We start from the raw sequence: 20,809 nt of genomic DNA on the forward strand, positions 1-20,809 counted from the left end.
ATAATTCATGAAAATTAAATTACTTTCTTTTGCCATTATTTCTTCATTATTTTTGACTGCATGTGGAGGAGATTCAGATGCTGGGGATTATATCAGCAACAATGATTCGGAGTGGTTTAGCTATGAAACTGGCGGTTCGCTTGACGATGCTTATCTGTTTAACAAAGTAAAATTTAGCTTTAGAAATAAACAAATGTATATCGATGGTGAATATAAGGTAGATGGCTCAACCCAGTTCACTGCATCCGATCTTTTAAGCCAATATTTAGCATCTGATGGATTGTATGATGCAACTAAGAGTAAAACGGATTTGGGCTATCAAAATGCCACGCTTAAATCGAAATCAGCAACTGTTTGGACATTTACACCCTATTCAACACGTAACTACAAGCAATTGGAATTAACTGAAAAATTTGAAACTGTTAATCTAACGGGTAAATTAATTAGCCCATATATCAATGGTTTTGATCATTTTGCTGGTTCAAACAGTGCATTAAGCGATGCAATGGGACCATATCCTGCTTATTACGTCAAAAAGCTACAAGGCAAAACTTTTCCAACAGGTTCAACGTGTTTAAGATCAATATCTTCTTCAACCAATACTGCTTTTGCTGATCTTTATTCTAATGATCCTATCATAGGCTATAACCCGTCAAAATATTTTCAAAATGGTTATATTCAAGCAAAACTGGGCAATTTTAGCTTAGATTTATCTCGTGATATTCAACCGAACACACATATTGCTGCTGTCGCTAAAATTGGCTCAGACTATTATCAAGCCGCTTATTATACTGCTGGTGACTATGAAGTCCTTGCAGATAAAATTCAGCAGTATGAGCAAGATTATCAAGACGCTGTGAACCAGTTTGGGAAATACAGTATCAATGCTCAAATACAACAAGCTTATCTCAATGGTTTAAAATCTGAATGTACTTTGTTTAATACTACAGCAAGCCAAGCAATTGATGCTGTAAAATAAAACAAAGTTGTAAAAGAATAGTCCTGATTAAACAATGATTTCGTCAGGGCTTAATTTTTACTTAATTTAAAAAATCGAAACGTCTTATCATTAATTAACGATATTTTCCAAAAACTTTCCAGACTTGATTATCCGCCAAAGGATCGGCATAGCTGTCATTGCGTTGTTTACGTGGTTTTTCACGGGCATCAACCAACTCAAAATCTTTCTCAGTACCAAGCACCAACCCATTCACATAAAATCGAGTTCTGGTGTATTCGCTTTGCCCATGTTGAAAAATATAAGTACGCAAATCAATAAACTCACGATGCGCAACTAAGGCAGCCGTATCATCACTGTCCAGCCATTGGGTCATTTTACTGATTTGACTTGGCTCAAATTGCCCGCATTTTTCAATCAAAGCAGCAATACCACGAAAGGTTTTAGACTCTTTAGCACGAGTTTTATTGATACGAATTCGATCCACATGAAAGAAGAACAGGGGTAAGTTTAAATGACTCGGTAAATGAATCGCATCTAAAACCTCATCTTCCATAAAGGGTTGATAGAGTGCTTGTGCCCGTTCAATCAATCCAAGCCATTGTTTATAGTAATGCTCTACTTGTGTTTGTGGTGCATAATAAATTGGTAATCCTTCAACATGTGCAAGCTCCGTCGGCGGCCAAATATTTTGGCGTAATAATGCAATATCACTTTTTAAACTTTGTACAGCAATCGCATCTTGCATGACCTACTCCTGAAGTATTTATTATGCTTAGGCTATTTTGAGTATGCTATAGTTATCGCAATGAAACAAGCTTGTGAATAGGAAAGCTTATGTCTGAAAATAATGATTTTTTTGAAGAAACTGAACAAGTTGACTCAGATGAAAGTTTTTACGAACGTGCTGATGAGTTTATAGCACTTGCCAATCAATTCGCTGATGCTGATCATCAAGTCTCTCATCTCAGCGCAAATCCAGGCAGTGTCAGTGCCTCTTTTATGTACGCTAATGCTCGCTATAGTGTTTGGCATGCAGCTTGCTCTTATCAAAATGCACCAGACTTTAAAGCTGATCGACAAGTGATCCTAGATTATTACACCGAACAATTTAAATTGATGCTTGAAGACCATCTTGACGAGTATCAGGAAAATTTCGAAAGTTATTTTCCCCAATCTGATACGGATGAAGTAAAGCGTTTCGTTTGAACACTGGATTGCCTATAATAGCTCACCAATGAAATACCTAATGTGGAAAAACCATGTCTCAAAAAATCAACGCGACTGATATCACTGAAGAAGAAGCTTTAAATGCTGTTTTTTTTGAGCGTGCAGATGAGTTTATCAAACAAGCCAATGAATTCTGTCGCCCAGTCAAGGGAAAACAAGCAAAGCCTGAAGAGCTTCGTGGTCAAGTCAGTGCTGCGATGTTGTTTGCGACTGCTCGTTTTAACACTTGGGTTGCTGCCAATAATTTCAAAGATGGCAATGAAATGCGTGATGCAAAAGAACAAGTTATGTCTTATGTATTACAGCAATTTCAAATGATGCTTGAAGACAATTATGATGAATATTGTGAGCAATTTGAAAACTATCTGCGTTTCCGAAAAGATGAAGATTTTCATACGCACAAACATGATCACGATGGGCATGATCATCAGCATTGATGGTTTTAGTTGATCACTTGTTTCAGAAAAATATGACGCTAGCCTCTGTATATTAGAGGCTAAATCCTTCTTCTTGATAAAATTAATACGTCAAAATCGCTAATCATCTATATTTCTAATGCAATATTTACGAACAAATAATATTCATGTTTTATAAAAATATTGTATGGTATGTGCATAATAAATAACAATTTGGACGTTATATGCATACACTTAATTTTCCACTCATTGATCCACATATTCATCAGTGGGATCCGTATAGCACGCCTCATGCAGCTGCTTTTGCTGTGAAGCTTTTAGGTCAGCGCCCTTTTCTGTTAGATAAAATGGTTCGTTTGGTTAAACCCAAAGATTTGATTGAGACTGTTGGGTTGACCGAGCATATTACACGCCCTTATTTGCCACAGGATTATAAAAATGATCTACAGCACTATGCCGTTGAACAGGTTGTTCATATCGAAGCAAGTTGGGCAAAACATAAAGGTAAAGGTGTAGTTGGTGAAACAGAATTTATTGAGTCCTTACCATTTAATGAAGATACAGTGAAACTGGGTGGTATTGTTGCTACCGCTGACCCTTGTGATAGCAATTTTAAGAAAATTTTAAAACTGCATCAAAAAGCATCTAAACGATTACGTGGTATACGGCGTATGGCTGCCTTCCATGAAGATAAAGGTGTGCATAATTGGACAGACACACCACACTTGTATACCCAAAAGAAATTTTTAAAAGGCTTTGAACAACTGGCTCAACATAACCTTAGTTTTGATGCGTGGGTATATTCTCAGCAAATTGCAGATGTGATTGAACTTGCAAAAATTTTTCCTGAAACCTCCATCGTTTTAGATCATTTGGGAACACCAGCAGGATTATTTGGCAAGGTGGGTCAAAATACCGGATTGTCTAAAACAGCACGGGAAAACATCTTTTATCAATGGCAGGAAGATATTGCAGAATTATCTACTCTTCCAAATGTCTATACAAAAATGTCGGGGCTATTTATGCCTGTCCTCGGGCATCAATTTTATAAAAACAAACAATTGGCATCGAAACAGCAAATTATTGATCTTGTTGCCCCACTTATTCTGCATGCTTTAGAAAGTTTTGGGACATATCGAGTCATGTTTGCTTCCAACTTTCCAATGGATCGAGTGAATACCAGCCTCGTCAATATCATTGATGCTTTTAGTGATATTGTGATGCAATATGATGAAAGTGCACTTGAAAATGTCTTTCATCATAATGCTAAACAATTCTATCGTTTATGATTGAACAGGATTAAAGTGGTATTTCCAAATGCCACTTTAATCTCATCATTCACTCAGGCATCAAGTTTCAATCAAATTGTGCAAGAAAGGCTTGAATGGCATGTCGAGCAATTTCAGCATCTTCAAATGATTTTACTCCTGATATACCTACCGCACCCACCACATGATCTTGATATAAAATCGGTTCTCCGCCCTCTAGCATACCTAAACCTGCATTCATGGATAAAAATCCGAATTGACCATTTTTGATCATGTTTTCATAAGCGCTAGAAGGTCTACGACTCAGTGCTGAGCATTTGGCTTTTTCTTGACAAAAATTTGCTGACATTGCCGATGCACCATCCATGCGCTTCATTGCCAATAAATTTCCTGTTTCATCGACAATAGCAATACTGACATTAAACTGATGTTCTACAGCATATTGTTGTGCTTTGTTCAATAAAAATTCTGCATCAGATAGCGTTAAATAATGTTTAGTTTGCATATTTTCATCCGTAATTATCGTATTTAAAATTTAAAAAAAAGCCCATAGTACAAAGGCTATGGGCTTTTATTCTAAATGAAGCTTTACGAAAAATGACTGCTCATTCTGCTCATTTATTACCGTAATCTACATGAGGTAAAATTAAGTTATACCTTCATTTCAGCAAAGGTTTCTTTGGCTGCTTGTAGGGTAAAGGCAATATCTTCATCACTATGTGCAGCAGAGATAAATCCAGCTTCAAATGCTGAAGGTGCAAGATTTACACCTCGGTTTAACATGCCGTGGAAAAACTTACGGAATGCATCAATATCACATTTCAAAATATGATCAAAACTGGTGATTTCAGTTTGATCTGTAAAGTAAATTCCAAATAATCCGCCTGCTTGTTGGGTAAAGAATGGAATCCCTGCTTCATCAGCAGCAGCTTGCAAGCCTTGCAGTAATTTATCTAGTTTTGCTGTTAAATCCGTATAGAAGTTGGCTTGGCGAAGTGTTTCAAACATTTTTACGCCCGCGCGCATTGCCAATGGATTACCCGACAAAGTACCTGCTTGATAAACACCACCTAAAGGTGCAATACATTCCATAATTTCACGTTTACCACCAAATGCACCTACAGGTAAACCAGCACCAATAATTTTACCCAAAGTGGTTAAGTCTGGTTTTACATTGTAATACGCCTGAGCACCACCAAGCGCAACACGGAAACCCGTCATGACTTCATCAATGATAAATACAGATTGATATTGATCACATTGTTCGCGGATAGTTTCTAAAAAGCCTTTTACGGGCTTAACCAGATTCATATTCCCTGCTACAGGTTCAACGATCACACCTGCGATTTCATCACCATACTTCGCAAAACACGCTTTAACTGCCTCAATATCGTTATACGGCAAAGTGACAGTATGCTTGGCAAAGTCAGCAGGTACTCCTTTTGAAGTTGGTTCACCCATGGTCAACATCCCCGAACCTGCTTTTACCAAGAGCGAGTCTGAATGTCCGTGATAGCAACCTTCGAATTTAACAATCATGTCACGCCCAGTATAGCCACGTGCTAATCGAATAGCGGTCATGGTCGCTTCTGTACCAGAATTGGTCATACGAACTAATTCAATGGATGGCATGATTTCACAAATTAAATCTGCAAGCGTGGTTTCATGAACAGTGGGTGCACCAAAACTTAAACCATCAACTGCTGCTTCTTGGACAGCTTGGATAATATCAGGGTGTGCATGCCCCAAAATCATCGGACCCCAAGAACCAACGTAATCTACATAACGCTTACCATCGACATCATACAAATAAGCCCCTTTGGCCTTTTCAATGAATATTGGCGTACCACCGACGCCATTAAACGCACGTACGGGAGAGTTCACACCCCCCGGAATATGTTTACTGGCTTGTTTAAACAATTGTTCTTGCTTGGCAGATAACGTCATGAGATTACTCGACTAAAAAAACAAATTACAAAGATAAGCTTAGGCTTTGTGAGCAGTAAATAAATCTGCCCATTCTTGGGTACGTACAGTGACACCAGATAAAGTGCGTCCTAATATATCACTAATTACAGCACAAAGGTCGGCGCCGGCTTCGATCACAGGTGCTGAATTTTCAACAGTCAAACCACCTATCGCACAGATTGGTACCTCAAATTTAGCTTTGGCTTGTTTTAAGGTATCAATACCGATATTTCCAGCTTCTGGTTTAGTATCAGTCGCGTAGATTGCCCCAAAAGCAACATAGTTTGCACCATCTGCAATTGCTTGTTCGGCAAGTTCGATCGAATTGTTACAGCTTCGCCCTACGAGGACCCCTTTCGGTAAACGAGCTACTGCTTCAACAATTGAACCATCACCTTGACCTAAGTGTACACCCACACCATATTTTATCGCAGCGTCTAGATCGTCATTTATCACAAAAGGTACTTTGTATTGTGCGCACATGGATTTCATGTACTCAATTTCATAGTCCTGATCTTGTTTTGGCACTTTCTTACGACGATATTGCAAAACAGCAACCTCATAGGTTGCCATTGCACCTTCTAATTTTGCTAATAAAAGTTCAATTGGATCATCATTGGTGATGAGATAAAGACCGCGCATGAGTTACTCGATTCATAATACACTTTTCAATTTGTACTTTAATGAATAATAAGATCAGAAGCTATACTGATGTTTTACAAGTGTTTATGTTTTTTGAAACAATTAACCGAATAAGCTGAATACAACAGCCTAAAATAACATTGCCATTTCTTTTTTAGTTTAGCTGGCTTGTGCTGGCTATTCTTCGATGAAATGCTCAGATCAATGTTATGTCACTGTTTCAGGTCAGTTTACACATCATAGATCTGAGTTTATTGTATGTTTAATCTACGCTAAAGTTTTTGAATCTAACAAAATCTATATTGGCACTCTTATGAAAGTAAGCTCAAGAAGTGACATGAATCAACTGTCAATTTTATCAAAACGGCGATCTTTCAAACTTAGATTGCCTCGTAAAATATCGGAGAGCATACGCCAATCTGAAATAAAGCTATATAAAGGTTGCTTAAAGCTGGCAGGCTTATTTTTTTCGAAAACGAAATGTCCCACCCAAGCACAGGCATAACCTGAAACTAATCCATATAGCACGTATTTGGCTTTACGTTGGCGAATTGCTTGAGTAAAGAAATAAATACCAATGCTACTTCCCGCTGCATGTAAACGGCGACTCATAATGTTGCGGTGTTCTGTTAGATAAAAACGATAAAACTCCGAATAGTTTTTAATTGGAAGTTCAAATTTAGGGTATTGCTCTAATTCCGATTTAGGCTCTACTTGGGCATTCATGTTCAATCATCCTGTTTTATTTTTAGTCAGCTTAGTTTATTTTATGCTGCATTAAAAGCCAAATTAAATATAGTGTGTTAATTGTGCATTCTTGTGGAAAGGATACGTTCCATCAGCATTTTACCAGCAATTTTGCGTTACAATGTCGAATTAAACATGAAGAAAAAGTTAAGTCTTCAATCAACACGATCATTTTTAGGATTTTCACATGCTTGAAGTTGAATTAAAGTTTCAAATTTCCGAAGCTCGTCGCAATGCAATACTTAAAGCAATAGACCCTAAAAAATCTGAGATTATTCACCTTCAAGCAAAGTACTATGACACGCCTGAACGTCAACTTTCTCAACAAGGCGCTGCACTTCGCCAACGTTTAGAAGGCACACGCTGGATACAGACTTTAAAAGCGGCAACAAAAAATCATTTAGAACGCTTCGAAGACAATATTGATTTAGGCGAGCAAACAGAAACACCAAGTTTAGATCTCAAAATTTACGAAAATAAGCCTGAGGCATTCGCCATACTTAAAAATGCTTTAGGTGATAAAATTCAAGACTTACAATTACAGTTCGAAACTGATATTCAACGCACTACTCGTGTGATCACTTTTGAAGATGCAGAAATTGAAATCAGTTTAGATGTCGGTGAAGTCAAAACTGAAACAGCAAAGCAAGACATTTATGAAGTTGAATTTGAATTAAAAAGCGGTTCAATTCAATCACTTTTAGCTTTTAGCTTTGAATGGGTTAAAAAATACCAACTTTGGTTAGATGTCCGCAGTAAAGCTGAGTTTGGAAACCTGTTGTTGCTTGGACAAAAAGTTAGTTCTGCAAAACTTGCAAAAGAGCCTCATTTAAATAAGAAAGACACTGCTGATAAAAACTTACGTGGGCTGATTGCCAATCAACTACAACATTTACTACCTAATATTGCCGCAATTTCCGCACAAGTCGCTGAACCTGAACATATTCTTCAAGCTCAAACTGCCCTCCACCACCTCCATTTAACCTTATCATTATTTAAAGATTGGACAGACAGCAAAACAGAAAAATGGGCACACCAACTTTCCGCTTTTGAGAGTCATTTTAAAAATTTACAACATTTTGAACATATGCAACGCACGTTGGGGGCTTTACTACAAAACCCAAAAACGGCTGAGAGCCTAGATAAAGACATTTTATATGCCAATGAAAAGTTAATTAATCTCGTCAAATCTACTCAAAATGTTCAACACTACCTAGAATTATTAATGTTTAGTTTGGGGCAATCAGAAAAGTCCCAAGCACATGATTTGAAATGGTTTGCACAAAATACTCTGCAACATCAGTACAAACAGCTCCAAGAGAGTTTGAATGGTGCTGATCTTTCGGATCTTGAAAGTCTTGAAGCTTTGGCACAGCATTTAAATGAACTGAAGTTTAGTTTTCCAATTTTAACCCAGATCTATGATGTTAAAAATTTGCAGAAATACGGTAAATCTTTGAACGATGCTCAACAAGCCTGTGAGCAATATCAAGTATTGGCATCCTCCTCTTCTTATTTACAACAAACTGACTTAGACGCAAGCGATTGGTTTGCTTTAGGATGGCTGACTGCCAAGCAAGAGGTATATGCTGAAAAATTACTCGAAGCCACGGAGCAATTCTTAGTCAGTCGTAAATTCTTAAAATAATAACTGTAAAGAGATGATTTTTATTTTAAAAATCATCTCTTTACATATTTCAACCAAGAATAAAACACAGTATAAATCTTCAACTGAGCATTTGATTTGTAATCATTTTTTAAAAATTCTCAAAAATACGATTGATCAGATTAGAATCATTTTGATACTAGCGAAAATGAGAAGATTAAGATGTTTGAAATCGAATTAAAATTCCAGATTCCGCAAGAAAAGCAAGATGCTCTCATTAAAGCATTTCAAAGAAAAAATGATCGCAGCTTACATCTACAAGCAAAGTATTACGACACTCCATCTTTTATATTATCAAAACATTCTATTTCGCTTCGTCAACGGCTTGAAAATGATCAATGGGTGCAAACTCTGAAACTTCCAACGGAACAAAAGCTTAAACGTGCTGAGTTTGAGCATGTTTTAGCAACAGATGAAACTGAGTTAAATCTTGAAGTTTATTTAAAAAACAAACAGATTGCTAAAAGTATTCAAGCATTATTAGAACAAAATAAAAGTTTGCTTGAAATTCAGTTTCAAACAGACATTGAAAGAAGATTAAGCGTTTTCCATTTTCAAAATAGTCAAATTGAAGTGAGCTATGATCAAGGACAAATTTTTACCCAAGATAATCGTTTAACTTTGCATGAACTTGAATTTGAACTTAAACAAGGCACAGTACAAGATCTGATTTCTTTTATATTGCCCCGTGTGAAACGCTATGGTTTATGGCTCGATGTCCGTAGCAAAGCACAACAAGGTTTTCAATTGGCGCAAAGCATCCAAGACAATCCGGTAGAATTCCAAACATCTTTACAGCTAAATGCAAAAGACACAGCTGAAATAGCATTAAAAAAGATTTTTAATCATTGTCTTAATCATCTACTTCCTAACAGCACTGCGATCGCTTCTGGCAACTTTAACTCCAAACATGTTCATCAGGCACGTGTCGCAATCCGCCGTTTACGTAGTGCAATTAAAACCTTTTCTGGTTGGTCTTTGCATATTGACCCAACATGGCAAACGCAATTAACAGAATTGTTTAGACAGCTTGGTTCAGCACGAGATTTAGATGTGATTCGTGAAGAACTCTTACCTCAGCTTGAAGCGGTAGGTGCTCCAAAATTTAAGTTGCCTGAATCAGAGACTACAGATACACAGAAATTAACTAAACTATTTAGGTCATTTAATTTTAACTATTTAGTTCTTTCATTGATTCAATTCATCGAACAAGATTCAACTGAAAAAACAAAAACCTCAGCACACAAATTAGCATTAAAAAAAATCAGTAAATTACATCAAAAAATTCAATTAGACGCTCAAAACTACTTAAACCTAGACATAGAAGCACGGCATAAAACACGTAAAAATTTAAAGCGTTTGCGCTATAGCCTAGAATTTGTTTCATCCTTATGTGATAAAAAAACTGTAAAAAAATACTTAAAATTAATAAAACCGGCTCAAGAGAGTTTAGGTCTATACAATGATTTTATTGTAGCAGAAGAGCTTTTAACAAAGCTGGTCAATACACAACCACAAGTTTGGTTTGCTTTGGGGTGGATTGCCGCAGAAAAACAACGTGTTTTACAGCAATCTCAGCAAGACTTACTCGACTTTGCTCAAATAAGTACATTACAGTAAGGCACTCCCAGTAAAACCAATTACTAAATGAGTACTAGCATAAATTGAGAAATTCCTTTTTGACGAGTAATACCTTAAAAACTCTCATCATTTTTTACTCTATTGATAGTGTTTAAGTCTGCTCATAGAGCATGATTTCTTGGATAACAATTGCTTCATCACTACAGCTAAATTTAATATTCATCTGTCCAAAACGCATCCCATAAATTCTTTGCGCATCGTCTTGATAGGCTGGACGTGGATCCAATGCCAATACTGACTCAAGTTCAGCAATATATTGCTGATCAATTTTTGCCTGTTGTAATAAACCTGTTCTAGATTGACATGCATGTTCTGACCAACGTACTTGTTTAACAATAGGTCGATCTTGTGCATAACCGCTTTGCGCATCCAACACAGCGTCAGAATACTGGATATAAGGTTTGATATCTAAAATGGGTGTACCATTTAATAAGTCACTTCCTGTCACATAAACACGCACAGTATTGCCCACTTTTTTGACCTGTTTAAGTTGAACAACCGACAATCCAACAGGTGCTGGACGATACATACTGCGTGTAGCAAATATCCCTATTTTCTTATTGCCACCTAATCGTGGCGGACGGACTTGGGGTCGAAATTTATCCTGTTGTTGCTGATTTTTATTGTCATGAAACTGCCAGATCAGCCATAAATGACTAAATGCTTCAATTCCTTCAAATGCCTCCATAACATTATAAGGGGCGAGCATTTCAATAAAAGATTCGACCTGAACCAAATTCGGTTGCCGAGGAATCCCAAATTTTTCCACATAAGGTGAACGCATAATACCAATAATTGGAAGACTCAACTCCGTCATAATCATTTTTTCTGATAAGCTCAATTAAATATATTCAGTTTATCGAGAATGATTTTAGATTAGAATAGCAAGCTGTTCTAATTTGATAATTTATTGAGACCTTTAATGGCTGCTTTCAACGTCGAAAAGATTACTCACGTACACCACTGGAATGACACTTTATTCAGTTTTAAGACCACACGTGATACTGCATTACGTTTTAAAAATGGTCAATTTGTGATGATTGGTCTTGAAGTCAATGGTAAGCCTTTAATGCGCGCATATTCGATTGCTAGCGCTAACTACGAAGAAGAATTAGAGTTTTTCTCAATCAAAGTACCTGATGGTCCCTTGACGTCTATTTTACAAAAAGTAAAAGTTGGCGATGAAATCTTGGTTTCGAAAAAACCGACTGGAACTTTAGTCCTTGACGATTTAAATCCAGGTAAGAATCTTTACCTTCTTTCTTCTGGGACTGGACTTGCACCATTCTTATCAACCATTCGTGACCCTGAAACTTACGAACGCTTTGAAAAAGTGATTGTTGTCCACGGAACACGTTTTATTTCTGAATTGGCATATCAAGATCTTATTCTCAATGAACTTCCAAACAATGAGTTCTTTGAAGAATTAGGCATCAAAGATAAATTGGTTTACTACCCAACAGTAACGCGTGAAGACTTTCATACACAAGGTCGTGTAACGACTGCAATTGAAACGGGCGCTTTATTTGAAAAAATCGGTTTACCACGTTTTAATCCAGAAACTGACCGTGCAATGTTATGCGGTAGCCCAGCATTTCTTGATGATGTTGTGGCACTATTGGATCAACATGGTCTTAAAGAATCACCAAAAATGGGTGTATTGGGCGACTACGTGATCGAACGTGCATTTGTTGAAAAATAAGTTTTAATCGTTAAAGATTAAAATGATAAACCGAGGTCAACGCCTCGGTTTTTTAATGATTAATGAATATAAATCAATACAGCTTGATTTCTGAGTGCCGCTTCTTGATAGAATTGTTTTAAGTCTTGAAAATACGGCAAAATATACTGTAACCCTTCCTCACTGTCTTCATCCCACATATTTGGATAAATATCAGCTTGGTCCAATGCTTCAATATCATATTGCTTTGAAAACTGATGATCACTGACCTGCTCTACTGCGTTCGCAACTTGCTTCACTTGCTCCGCTGTTAAATATCTGGCTGGACCGATTCCTAAATCCTCACCAATCTCTTTACCACCGAAAAACACCATTGCTAAAGGACCTTGTCCTCCATAAGCATCACCATTTAAGATAAAATGAATGGCATGCCATGTCTTATCCAAATCCAAAGTTTGTGATTGTTGATCTTTTTGATCACCATAAACATAAGCTTCAAGTAAATTTGGTGACTGAATAAAATCTTCTAATTGTTGCGTTGAAATACTCAATAAATTGCCGATCATTGACATTGTTTTCACTCTTTTTTCATTATTCTTCGAATTTATAAATCAAAAAACCATATATGTATAGGGTCTGCTCACAGACCCTATACTTTACTCAAACTAATTTTTAATTTAGGCGATCAATTTATACCTTTCTGAGCTTGCCCATATTGATCAGCCATGACTTCAACCAATTGCTCTGGTTTAATATATTTTTTAATCGCAGCATCAACATCAGCCTTAGTCAGCTTGGCAAATTCTTGATCACGTAAACCACGACTATCCATTTTTTTATTGCGTTCAAGTTGGCTGTTAAGCATACGATGAATGATCCGCTCATCTTCCAATGAGGTTACACGCTGCTTCATAATATTGGCTTTTGCCGCTTCCAACTCTTGACTAGTCACGCCAGTAGTGAGTAAATCCTGCAATACCTTACGAACCACTTGTGATACTTCAGCAGATTTTCCTGCGGTGTAATTGGCTTCGATCGATAAAGCTCCAGCATCATTGAAAGAATCTAAGTTAAGTTGACTGCCAAAACCGTAAACCAAGGCATTCTTCTCACGCAATTCCTGTCCTAAACGAGAAGATAACTGGGAATCGCCAAGAATATAACTAAACACAATTAATGCGGCTGCATCTTTATTGTCTACACCTACAGGTAAAGTCTGTAATGCCTGATAACTACCAAATTCACGTTGTTCTGACAGTGCATGCACTTTTTGTGCTTTGTAAGTATTAAATTCAGTCGATAAGCGTTGGTATGGTTGTTTACCCGTCCAATTCCCAAACTGTTGATTAAGTAACTTTTGCATAGCTTTGGCATCATATTGTCCTGTCACAGAAATGAAGCCGTGATCCATTGCAAAATACTTTTTATACAGGTCAATCACCTGGTGATTGGTCGCTGCCTGAATCTGCTGTTTTGCCAATTCAGGTTCAAAATGATAACGCAAATCTCCTGGTTGATAGGTTTCCAATAGACGCGCTATTGTTAAAGAGGAAACCGTTTCTGGCTCAGTATAGGGACGGTCTAAACTCGAAAGACTCTGTAATTTAATCAGATCAAATTGTGATTGTTCAAATTTAGGATTTTTCATTACAGAAACGATATATTTGAAGAAATCTTCAAATTTTTCTTTTTTCGCTGAAATTTGAATGGTTATCCCATTATCGATGGCCGCTGCAGTTGCATCACCGCCTGCCTCAATGGTTTTATCTGCAATATTCTGTAAGCTATATTGCTCGGATGCGCGCAACAATAAATAAGCCATAAAATCTAAAATTTGCGATTTATTTTTTAAAGCCTCTGCTGTGCCAAAATTCACCTCAATGGTCGCATAGGTTTTATCATCACGTGTCGAGGTTGGGAACAAAGCATATTGCATTCCATTTTTCAATGTTCCGCGTTGAATCTTTTTCTCTGTCGCCTCTAAGTACTGTTTTGACTGTTGAACGTACTGAGCAACTTCAGCTTGGTAAACACTGACATCTTTCAATGGTTCAACTGCTGCTGCCTGCTGATCAAGTGTTTTCGGTTTTTCAGTTGCTTGTTTTTGTTCTAAAGCTTTTTTCTGATCTTCTGGTGTAGGTTGAATATCACCATGGAAACGATGCTGTTGGGTGAAGAACGACTTTAAAGTTGAATTGGTTTCATTCACTGTCAAATTTTGAATGCGTTGTTGATCTTTAAAATATTGCGCCCAATCACCATGAGAAGTCACCACATAGTCACTTAACATGCCTCCTACAGCAGTTGCACTGCTCATTAGGTTATCGTGTGCATTCTGAATTAAGTTTTTAACGCGTTTTAATTCGACATCATTAAAGCTTGGGTTCTGCTCCACACCAGAAATCAAGGATTGATCAATTTTCTTAGCGTCATGATTCGGTGCATAAATTGCCCCCATAAACACCAAATTAAAATCATCATCTAACCATGTTGTTGACTGAACGTTGGTCGCAATACCTGTTTCCACCATACTTGAGTAGAGATGACCGCTCGGTTGCAAAGTATAGAGATAAGGAGCAAGTGCGAGTGCTGGTTGAATTTTCTCATTCTTACCATTCATATAAATATTGAATTTGGCAAGATCGCTGCCTTTTTTCACAGTGAAATCACGATTTTTAATTTTTGCAGAATCTAATAATGGCACTTGAGCTTGTTGCGGGGTTTGACGTGCAGAAATCGGGCTGAAATTTTTATCAATCGCTTTTAAAACTTCTGCCTTATCAAATTTACCTGAAATCACCATGACCGCATTATTCGGTGCATACCAATCTTTATAGAATTTATTTAATTCACTCATTTTAATCGATTGCAGTTCAGATAAGTCACCAATAGGTAAACGTCCTAAAGATTGATTACCATAAGCTGCTTTCCACATCTGATCCATTAATACAGCAAAAGGCTGATCCATGCGCACTTCACGTTCACGCATGACAATATTAATTTCAGATGGAACAAATTTTTCTTGGAGTACCAATTTATCCATACGCTGTGATTCTAAGTAGATCACTTCATTTAAGATATTTTGGTCTGGGCGAATAATATTGGTATATTTGGTTGAGTAATAATCTGTGCTGGCATTGGTCATCAACGTGTATTGATCTAAACGGCGTTGAAACTCTTCACCTTTCACATCTTGCGTGCCTTTAAAAGCCAAATGCTCAAGTAAATGAGCCAAACCACCTTTACCCTGTGGATCATTTAAAGAACCCGTTAAATATACGGTGTTCATAAACACTTTATTTTCTTTGTCGTTTGGCGCAAGTAAAACCCGAAAGCCATTCTCTAGCTTATATTCTTCAATATTATGATCAGATTTAACCAGAACAGTTTGAGCCAATGTCGACGCACTGAAACCAAGAATACAGAGAGAGAATGTGAGTTTTTTCAACCGCATAAGCATAAAAGAATCCAGAATTTTTTAAATTTTAAACATTTATAAGTGAGACATCTTAAAAAATTCTGAACATAATTTATAGTTAAGTTTTGAAAAAATAGCCGTTTATTTCAACGGCTTTTGTAAGCATTTCTGAATAAATATAGTCAAACCGCCTGATTATTCATACAAGTGATTTGGATGATTCATTTATTTTGTACTTTTGAATCATAAACAGTTTTGCTATCACGAGGCGACATGGATGTCGCCATGTTGAGCGGGGGTATTAGGATGTACCCCTCGCTCAACGGAAGATTTTTGTTACTTTTCATCTCTGAAAAGTAAAGTATCGCCTACGCAAAACAATTTAAACTCTAGAGCTAAAGCGTGGCAGTGCAAGCTTTATATCATCAAACAATATATTGATCGCTTTAATTTTATTGATCAAGAGAAATGATATTCAACTGGATGAATTTTTCAACAGATTGACTATACAATTCAGTCTATTTAAATCACGATCTCAGCTTGCATGTAAAGCTGGGCATAACCAGAAATTTCAATACGATTATCTGCTTGAAGAGTGCAAAATAATGTTCCACCACGCTCAGAAGCCTGATAACCAATTAACTGATTTTTTGCTAATTTTTCAGCCCATAATGGCGCTAAACCCGTATGCATAGACCCTGTCACAGGATCTTCATTGATTCCTTTGTGTGGAGCGAAATAGCGAGCAACATAATCATATTGATCAGAAGCGGCAGTGATGGTCACATCAAAACCACCCGAACTTGCGGTCAATGCTGTACTCACACTGTATTCCTCTGCAATACGTGTAATGTTGACCAAATTTGCTTGAGCATCAATCACATCTTGTGCCGAATCACAGACCAAAATATAAGCCTGAGCATTTAAATAAACTTCTTTAAAAGGCTTATCAATCACATGATTCAGTAATTCAGGATATTCCGTAACTTTTTGCAGTCTGCGTATTGGAAAGTTCATTTGAATCTTACCATCATCGGCTTGTTGAATGGTAAAAATACCTAAGTCTTTCACATGAAAACGAATTGTTTTGGCTGACGTATAGTCTTTAAATAAAACAAATGCTGATGCTAATGTTGCATGTCCACAAAAGTCCACTTCAACTTTTGGCGTAAACCAACGAATCTGATAATTTTCATCGTCGATTCTTTTTACAAATGCCGTTTCTGCCAAATTATTTTCTAAGGCAATATTCTGCATCAAGGCATGATCAAGCCATTCGTCTAAAACTAAAACTGCCGCAGGATTTCCTTTAAATAATTGTTGTGTAAAAGCATCAACTTGGTACATTTTCATCACAGAGACTCCTTATTTTCACACATTCTAAGTCAAGCAAAAAAATGATTACAGATACAATCTAAGCATAAAAATGGGTACAGAATATAGATATTTAATTCATGAAACTTTTCATTCACAAAACGAGCATTTTCATTATAGTATTTCAGGTGAATAATTTTTTTATCCCAATAAATAGGCAATAATAATGAAGAATAATCAAATGAAGAATCCCCAAACAATGTGTAAAAGCATCGTAATCACCTGTTGCTTACTCTTTTCTCCTTGGGCAAGTGCATCCAATACCACTTGGATTGCAGGAACAACACATAAAGGAAAAGTTACCGTTCCCATCGAAAACGGTCCAAATGTGGTTTGGAAATGTGATGGTTCTGTTTGTCGAATGACTGGTCCATGGGGCAATCAACTATCGCTTGACTCATGTCAAAGCTTGGTCTCCCGTATTGGAAAAATTAATTTTTACAAAAATAGCGCGGGTAAAATTTGGACAAAAAAATCTAAAGAATTGGCAGAATGTAATAAAGCATCGCGATAGCGTACTCTAAAATTAACACCATAAATTTACAAGAGACGATGACTCCATATTCTTTATCACTGCTTTCTAAGCATCAATGCATTAAATTGGAGTTATATTTTATGTGTATATCCCTCTTCAGTATAGGCAATTGATCGAATCCATTGAGTGTATTGAGAAATTTAAACTTTGATATATGGGGTAAATGTATGAAGCAATCTCGTTATTTAGATGAGTTAAACATACTTTTGAATCAATCAAAATTCGAACAAGTCGAAGTGTATCTAAAAGCACACTCAAATTTACCTGGACCTCGCGCAAATTTAGAACTGAGCTATAGCTTTGCCAGATGCTTTGCAAATATTTCAATATCTCAAAGCTTATGGGAATTTTTAGAGCAGTTATTAAATACATCAACTGACGGTAATTCGCGCGAAACAATTTTACCTTTCAGTGCTTTACTCGGATTATCTCAGAGTTATTTTTCTCAAGACACAACTCATCAAAAAATCATTTTAAATCAAAATCAAACCATGATGAATGATTCACGTTGGAGACTTCGAGAAGCCGCAGCAATGGCGTGCCAAATTATTGGGGAGCAAGATTTTTCAACTATCAAAAAATGGTTCGAACAGATATATCCTGATTCTAGTCTGCTAGAAAAAAGAGGAATTTTAGTCACTCTTGCTCACCCTCCTCTCTTAACAACCGCAGCTAACACTGTATATTGTTTAAATCTATGTGAACAAATCTTTAACGATATTTTTCCGTCTGATCATCAAACAATAGATCAATCAGAAGCCTTTAAAACATTGAAGAAAAGTTTGGAATACGTACTCAGTGTATTTGTTGCTGCAGATCCTTTACTCGGCTTTGATTTGCTTGCAAAGCTTGCTGAGAGAAAGCATCAGCAGATCAATAAAATTCTTAAAGCAAATTTATCAAAAAGTCGATTAACTAAAAAATATATGCTTAAAATCAATAAAATATATGAAATGATGGATCAATAAATAAAAAAACACCTAAATAAAATTTAGGTGTTTTTAAAACTCAGACAATCGAGAAAAAATGATCAGCTATGTTGCAAATCTTCTTGCTCATCTGAAAGTAAAATAGATTGGTCTGTCTGCCCCATCAATTGACTGGTTACCACACCAGCAGTCATTGAGCCATCGACATTTAAAGCCGTACGTCCCATATCAATCAAAGGTTCAATTGAGATTAACAACGCCACTAAAGTGACGGGTAGCCCCATAATGGGTAATACAATCAGCGCTGCAAAAGTTGCACCACCACCGACACCTGCAACACCAATTGAACTGAGTGTTACCACGCAGACCAAAGTCAAAATCCAAACAGGATCAAGTGGGTTAATCCCGACAGTCGGTGCAACCATGACCGCAAGCATTGCTGGATATAAACCTGCACAGCCATTTTGACCGATGGTCGTACCAAACGATGCTGAAAAACTGGCAATTGACTCAGGTATCCCTAAACGGCGTGTTTGTGCTTCAATATTTAAAGGAATACTGGCTGCACTTGAACGACTGGTAAAAGCAAAAGTCAGTACAGGTAAAACCTTTTTAAAGAAACGAATCGGGTTAACACCAGTGAATAATAAAATCAGTGCATGTACCCCAAACATGATGGCTAAGCCCAGATAAGAAGCAACAAGGAAACCACCTAGATTGACGATATCCGCTGCATTCGAGCTTGCCACCACTTTTGTAATTAATGCAAATACACCATAAGGCGTAAGCGTCATGACCAAGCGAACCAGTTTCATGACCCAAGCTTGTAAAGTATCAATTGCACTGACAATACGTTGCCCTTTTTCAGCATCATCTCTAATGAGATTTAAACCAGCCAAGCCCAATAAGGTTGCAAAAATAACCACACTAATAATTGAAGTTGGGTGAGCTCCCGTCAATTCTGCAAATGGATTGGTCGGCAAAAATGATAAAATGAAATCTGGCACATTTAAGTCAGTGACTTTACCAATATAATCCGTTTGAATTGCTTCAAGTCGCGCTGTTTCTTGTGTACCTTGTACTAAACCTGCCGCACTTAAACCAAAAAGATTGGTGACAAAAACACCAACCAATGCTGCAATAAATGTAGTAATCAACAATGTACCAATGCTGATAAGACTAATTTTACCCAGTGATGAAGCGTTATGTAGTTTGATCACAGCACTCAATATTGAAACTAGAACCAATGGCATTACGACCATCTGCAACAGTTTCACATAACCATTACCAACAATGTTAAACCATTGAATAGATTCAGTTAAAATTGCTGAATTTGTACCATAAACCCAATGTAATCCAAGCCCAAATACAACACCCAAACACAAACCTGCAAACACTTTTTTAGCCAGACTCCAATCGGTCTTTCTGGTTTGCATTAACAGTATGATTAAGGCAATGAATATGACAATATTCAAAATGAGCGTATAGTTCATTCGAGTTCCAATAGTTTTGATCGTTTTATTATAAACTTATTGTGAAATATCCAATAGCCTTTAGCACTTTTAGCGATTTAACTGATATTTTTTTGTTGCTCATAATCAACAATAAAAACATCATCTTATTTGCTTCATATGAATTTCATATAAGCATGTGCAAATAATGAATAAGCCCTCAATATAGGTTGTAATATGAATCAACATCTCCAAGCTGTTGAGCTTTCAAAAGCATATCGTCTATTAAATCATGGTCCAACCGTACTGGTGTCTGCGCAGTATGAACATGAGCAGAATGTCATGGCTGCTGCATGGGCATGTGCATTGGAGCTCGTACCTGCAAAAGTAACTGTTGTTTTAGACAAAAGCACAAAAACACGATTATTAATTGAAAAATCAGGTTATTTCATTTTACAAGTTCCCACCTTAAAGCAACTTAAACTGGTGCAACAACTGGGTTCAATCAGTCAATTCAACGATCCAGAAAAACTGTCACATTGTGAGACCCCCTTATTCAAGTTTGAAGGTTTTGATCTGCCTGCAGTGGAAGGCTGTGCGGCTTGGCTGATCTGTGAATTGATCCCAGAACCACACAATCAGCAGGAACATGATTTATTTATTGGCAAGGTAATCGCGGCTTATGCAGACGACCGAGTTTTCCGCAATGGGCACTGGTATTACCATGAAGTAGATGCCGAGTGGAAAAGTTTGCATCATGTTGCAGGTGGGCATTATTACACCATTGGTGACCCTGTCGATGCCAACCTCATTCAACCCTAATTTTTATTGTAACCAGAGTTCGAGTATTAAAGGCATTCAGTTGGGCTCAGTATTGTCTTTTTT

At 37.0% G+C, this 20,809-nt stretch carries 20 protein-coding genes; 10 read left to right on the forward strand and 10 right to left on the reverse strand.

The genetic code is table 11. The annotated features are described in order from the left end of the window. Positions 1-7: 7 nt before the first annotated feature. Complete coding sequence (locus TOL5_RS14740; protein ID WP_151781059.1) at positions 8-979, forward strand: hypothetical protein; 972 nt, start codon at positions 8-10, stop codon at positions 977-979. Between the two features lie 94 nt (positions 980-1,073). Here TOL5_RS14740 and TOL5_RS14745 read toward each other — a convergent pair whose 3' ends face one another. Then, positions 1,074-1,706, reverse strand: a complete 633-nt coding sequence (locus tag TOL5_RS14745) for a hypothetical protein (RefSeq protein WP_058970562.1) — start codon at positions 1,704-1,706, stop codon at positions 1,074-1,076. Positions 1,707-1,795: 89 nt separating this feature from the next. On the opposite strand from TOL5_RS14745, the gene TOL5_RS14750 reads away from it, so the two are divergent. The 3 genes from TOL5_RS14750 to TOL5_RS14760 all read left to right on the forward strand — a co-directional run bounded on the left by TOL5_RS14750 (position 1,796) and on the right by TOL5_RS14760 (position 3,893). Then, the gene (locus TOL5_RS14750) at positions 1,796-2,167 is read left to right on the forward strand and encodes a DUF3144 domain-containing protein (RefSeq protein ID WP_004831535.1); all 372 of its coding nucleotides are present in this window, start codon (positions 1,796-1,798) and stop codon (positions 2,165-2,167) included. A gap of 53 nt (positions 2,168-2,220) precedes the next feature. After that, positions 2,221-2,625 (forward strand): DUF3144 domain-containing protein, encoded by a 405-nt coding sequence (locus tag TOL5_RS14755; protein ID WP_004831536.1) that lies wholly within the window; start codon positions 2,221-2,223, stop codon positions 2,623-2,625. 203 nt (positions 2,626-2,828) lie between these two features. After that, on the forward strand, positions 2,829-3,893 hold the full coding sequence (locus TOL5_RS14760; protein ID WP_151781060.1) for an amidohydrolase family protein: 1,065 nt from the start codon (positions 2,829-2,831) through the stop codon (positions 3,891-3,893). Positions 3,894-3,960: 67 nt separating this feature from the next. Here the strand turns inward: TOL5_RS14760 and TOL5_RS14765 are convergent, their stop codons facing one another. The 4 genes from TOL5_RS14765 to TOL5_RS14780 all read right to left on the reverse strand — a co-directional run bounded on the left by TOL5_RS14765 (position 3,961) and on the right by TOL5_RS14780 (position 7,208). Beyond that, on the reverse strand, positions 3,961-4,377 hold the full coding sequence (locus TOL5_RS14765) for a GlcG/HbpS family heme-binding protein (RefSeq protein ID WP_005030085.1): 417 nt from the start codon (positions 4,375-4,377) through the stop codon (positions 3,961-3,963). 146 nt (positions 4,378-4,523) lie between these two features. Next, positions 4,524-5,819, reverse strand: a complete 1,296-nt coding sequence (gene hemL / locus TOL5_RS14770; RefSeq protein WP_151781061.1) for a glutamate-1-semialdehyde 2,1-aminomutase — start codon at positions 5,817-5,819, stop codon at positions 4,524-4,526. Between the two features lie 39 nt (positions 5,820-5,858). Next, on the reverse strand, positions 5,859-6,482 hold the full coding sequence (thiE, locus tag TOL5_RS14775) for a thiamine phosphate synthase (protein WP_004831540.1): 624 nt from the start codon (positions 6,480-6,482) through the stop codon (positions 5,859-5,861). 342 nt (positions 6,483-6,824) lie between these two features. After that, entirely contained in the window at positions 6,825-7,208 is a 384-nt protein-coding gene (locus tag TOL5_RS14780; protein WP_042085141.1) for a DUF962 domain-containing protein, read from the reverse strand. A 208-nt stretch (positions 7,209-7,416) separates the two neighbouring features. Between TOL5_RS14780 and TOL5_RS14785 the strand changes: the two genes are divergently transcribed. Both TOL5_RS14785 and TOL5_RS14790 read left to right on the forward strand, forming a co-directional pair. Continuing rightward, positions 7,417-8,877, forward strand: a complete 1,461-nt coding sequence (locus TOL5_RS14785) for an inorganic triphosphatase (protein WP_121774040.1) — start codon at positions 7,417-7,419, stop codon at positions 8,875-8,877. 180 nt (positions 8,878-9,057) lie between these two features. After that, on the forward strand, positions 9,058-10,515 hold the full coding sequence (locus tag TOL5_RS14790) for a CYTH and CHAD domain-containing protein (protein ID WP_151781062.1): 1,458 nt from the start codon (positions 9,058-9,060) through the stop codon (positions 10,513-10,515). A 112-nt stretch (positions 10,516-10,627) separates the two neighbouring features. Here TOL5_RS14790 and tsaA read toward each other — a convergent pair whose 3' ends face one another. Further along, on the reverse strand, positions 10,628-11,359 hold the full coding sequence (gene tsaA / locus TOL5_RS14795; protein ID WP_151781063.1) for a tRNA (N6-threonylcarbamoyladenosine(37)-N6)-methyltransferase TrmO: 732 nt from the start codon (positions 11,357-11,359) through the stop codon (positions 10,628-10,630). Positions 11,360-11,458: 99 nt separating this feature from the next. Between tsaA and TOL5_RS14800 the strand changes: the two genes are divergently transcribed. Next, complete coding sequence (locus TOL5_RS14800) at positions 11,459-12,238, forward strand: ferredoxin--NADP reductase (RefSeq protein WP_004831549.1); 780 nt, start codon at positions 11,459-11,461, stop codon at positions 12,236-12,238. Positions 12,239-12,297: 59 nt separating this feature from the next. Here TOL5_RS14800 and TOL5_RS14805 read toward each other — a convergent pair whose 3' ends face one another. The 3 genes from TOL5_RS14805 to TOL5_RS14815 form a co-directional block, all read right to left on the reverse strand. Continuing rightward, positions 12,298-12,789, reverse strand: coding sequence for a YfbM family protein (locus TOL5_RS14805; protein ID WP_046761281.1), 492 nt, complete (start codon positions 12,787-12,789; stop codon positions 12,298-12,300). Between the two features lie 113 nt (positions 12,790-12,902). Then, positions 12,903-15,677, reverse strand: coding sequence for a M16 family metallopeptidase (locus TOL5_RS14810; protein ID WP_151781064.1), 2,775 nt, complete (start codon positions 15,675-15,677; stop codon positions 12,903-12,905). Between the two features lie 480 nt (positions 15,678-16,157). Continuing rightward, positions 16,158-16,988 (reverse strand): PhzF family phenazine biosynthesis protein, encoded by an 831-nt coding sequence (locus TOL5_RS14815; RefSeq protein WP_221260454.1) that lies wholly within the window; start codon positions 16,986-16,988, stop codon positions 16,158-16,160. 220 nt (positions 16,989-17,208) lie between these two features. Between TOL5_RS14815 and TOL5_RS14820 the strand changes: the two genes are divergently transcribed. Beyond that, positions 17,209-17,523, forward strand: a complete 315-nt coding sequence (locus TOL5_RS14820; RefSeq protein ID WP_035301323.1) for a hypothetical protein — start codon at positions 17,209-17,211, stop codon at positions 17,521-17,523. Between the two features lie 188 nt (positions 17,524-17,711). Then, the gene (locus TOL5_RS14825; RefSeq protein ID WP_046761277.1) at positions 17,712-18,512 is read left to right on the forward strand and encodes a hypothetical protein; all 801 of its coding nucleotides are present in this window, start codon (positions 17,712-17,714) and stop codon (positions 18,510-18,512) included. A 62-nt stretch (positions 18,513-18,574) separates the two neighbouring features. Here the strand turns inward: TOL5_RS14825 and TOL5_RS14830 are convergent, their stop codons facing one another. After that, entirely contained in the window at positions 18,575-19,966 is a 1,392-nt protein-coding gene (locus TOL5_RS14830) for an L-cystine transporter (protein ID WP_042085124.1), read from the reverse strand. 195 nt (positions 19,967-20,161) lie between these two features. Between TOL5_RS14830 and TOL5_RS14835 the strand changes: the two genes are divergently transcribed. Further along, complete coding sequence (locus TOL5_RS14835; RefSeq protein ID WP_042085122.1) at positions 20,162-20,746, forward strand: flavin reductase family protein; 585 nt, start codon at positions 20,162-20,164, stop codon at positions 20,744-20,746. The last annotated feature ends 63 nt before the right edge of the window (positions 20,747-20,809 follow it).

It is taken from the genome of Acinetobacter sp. Tol 5, from assembly GCF_019702905.1.
Taxonomy (GTDB): Bacteria; Pseudomonadota; Gammaproteobacteria; order Pseudomonadales; family Moraxellaceae; genus Acinetobacter; species Acinetobacter bereziniae.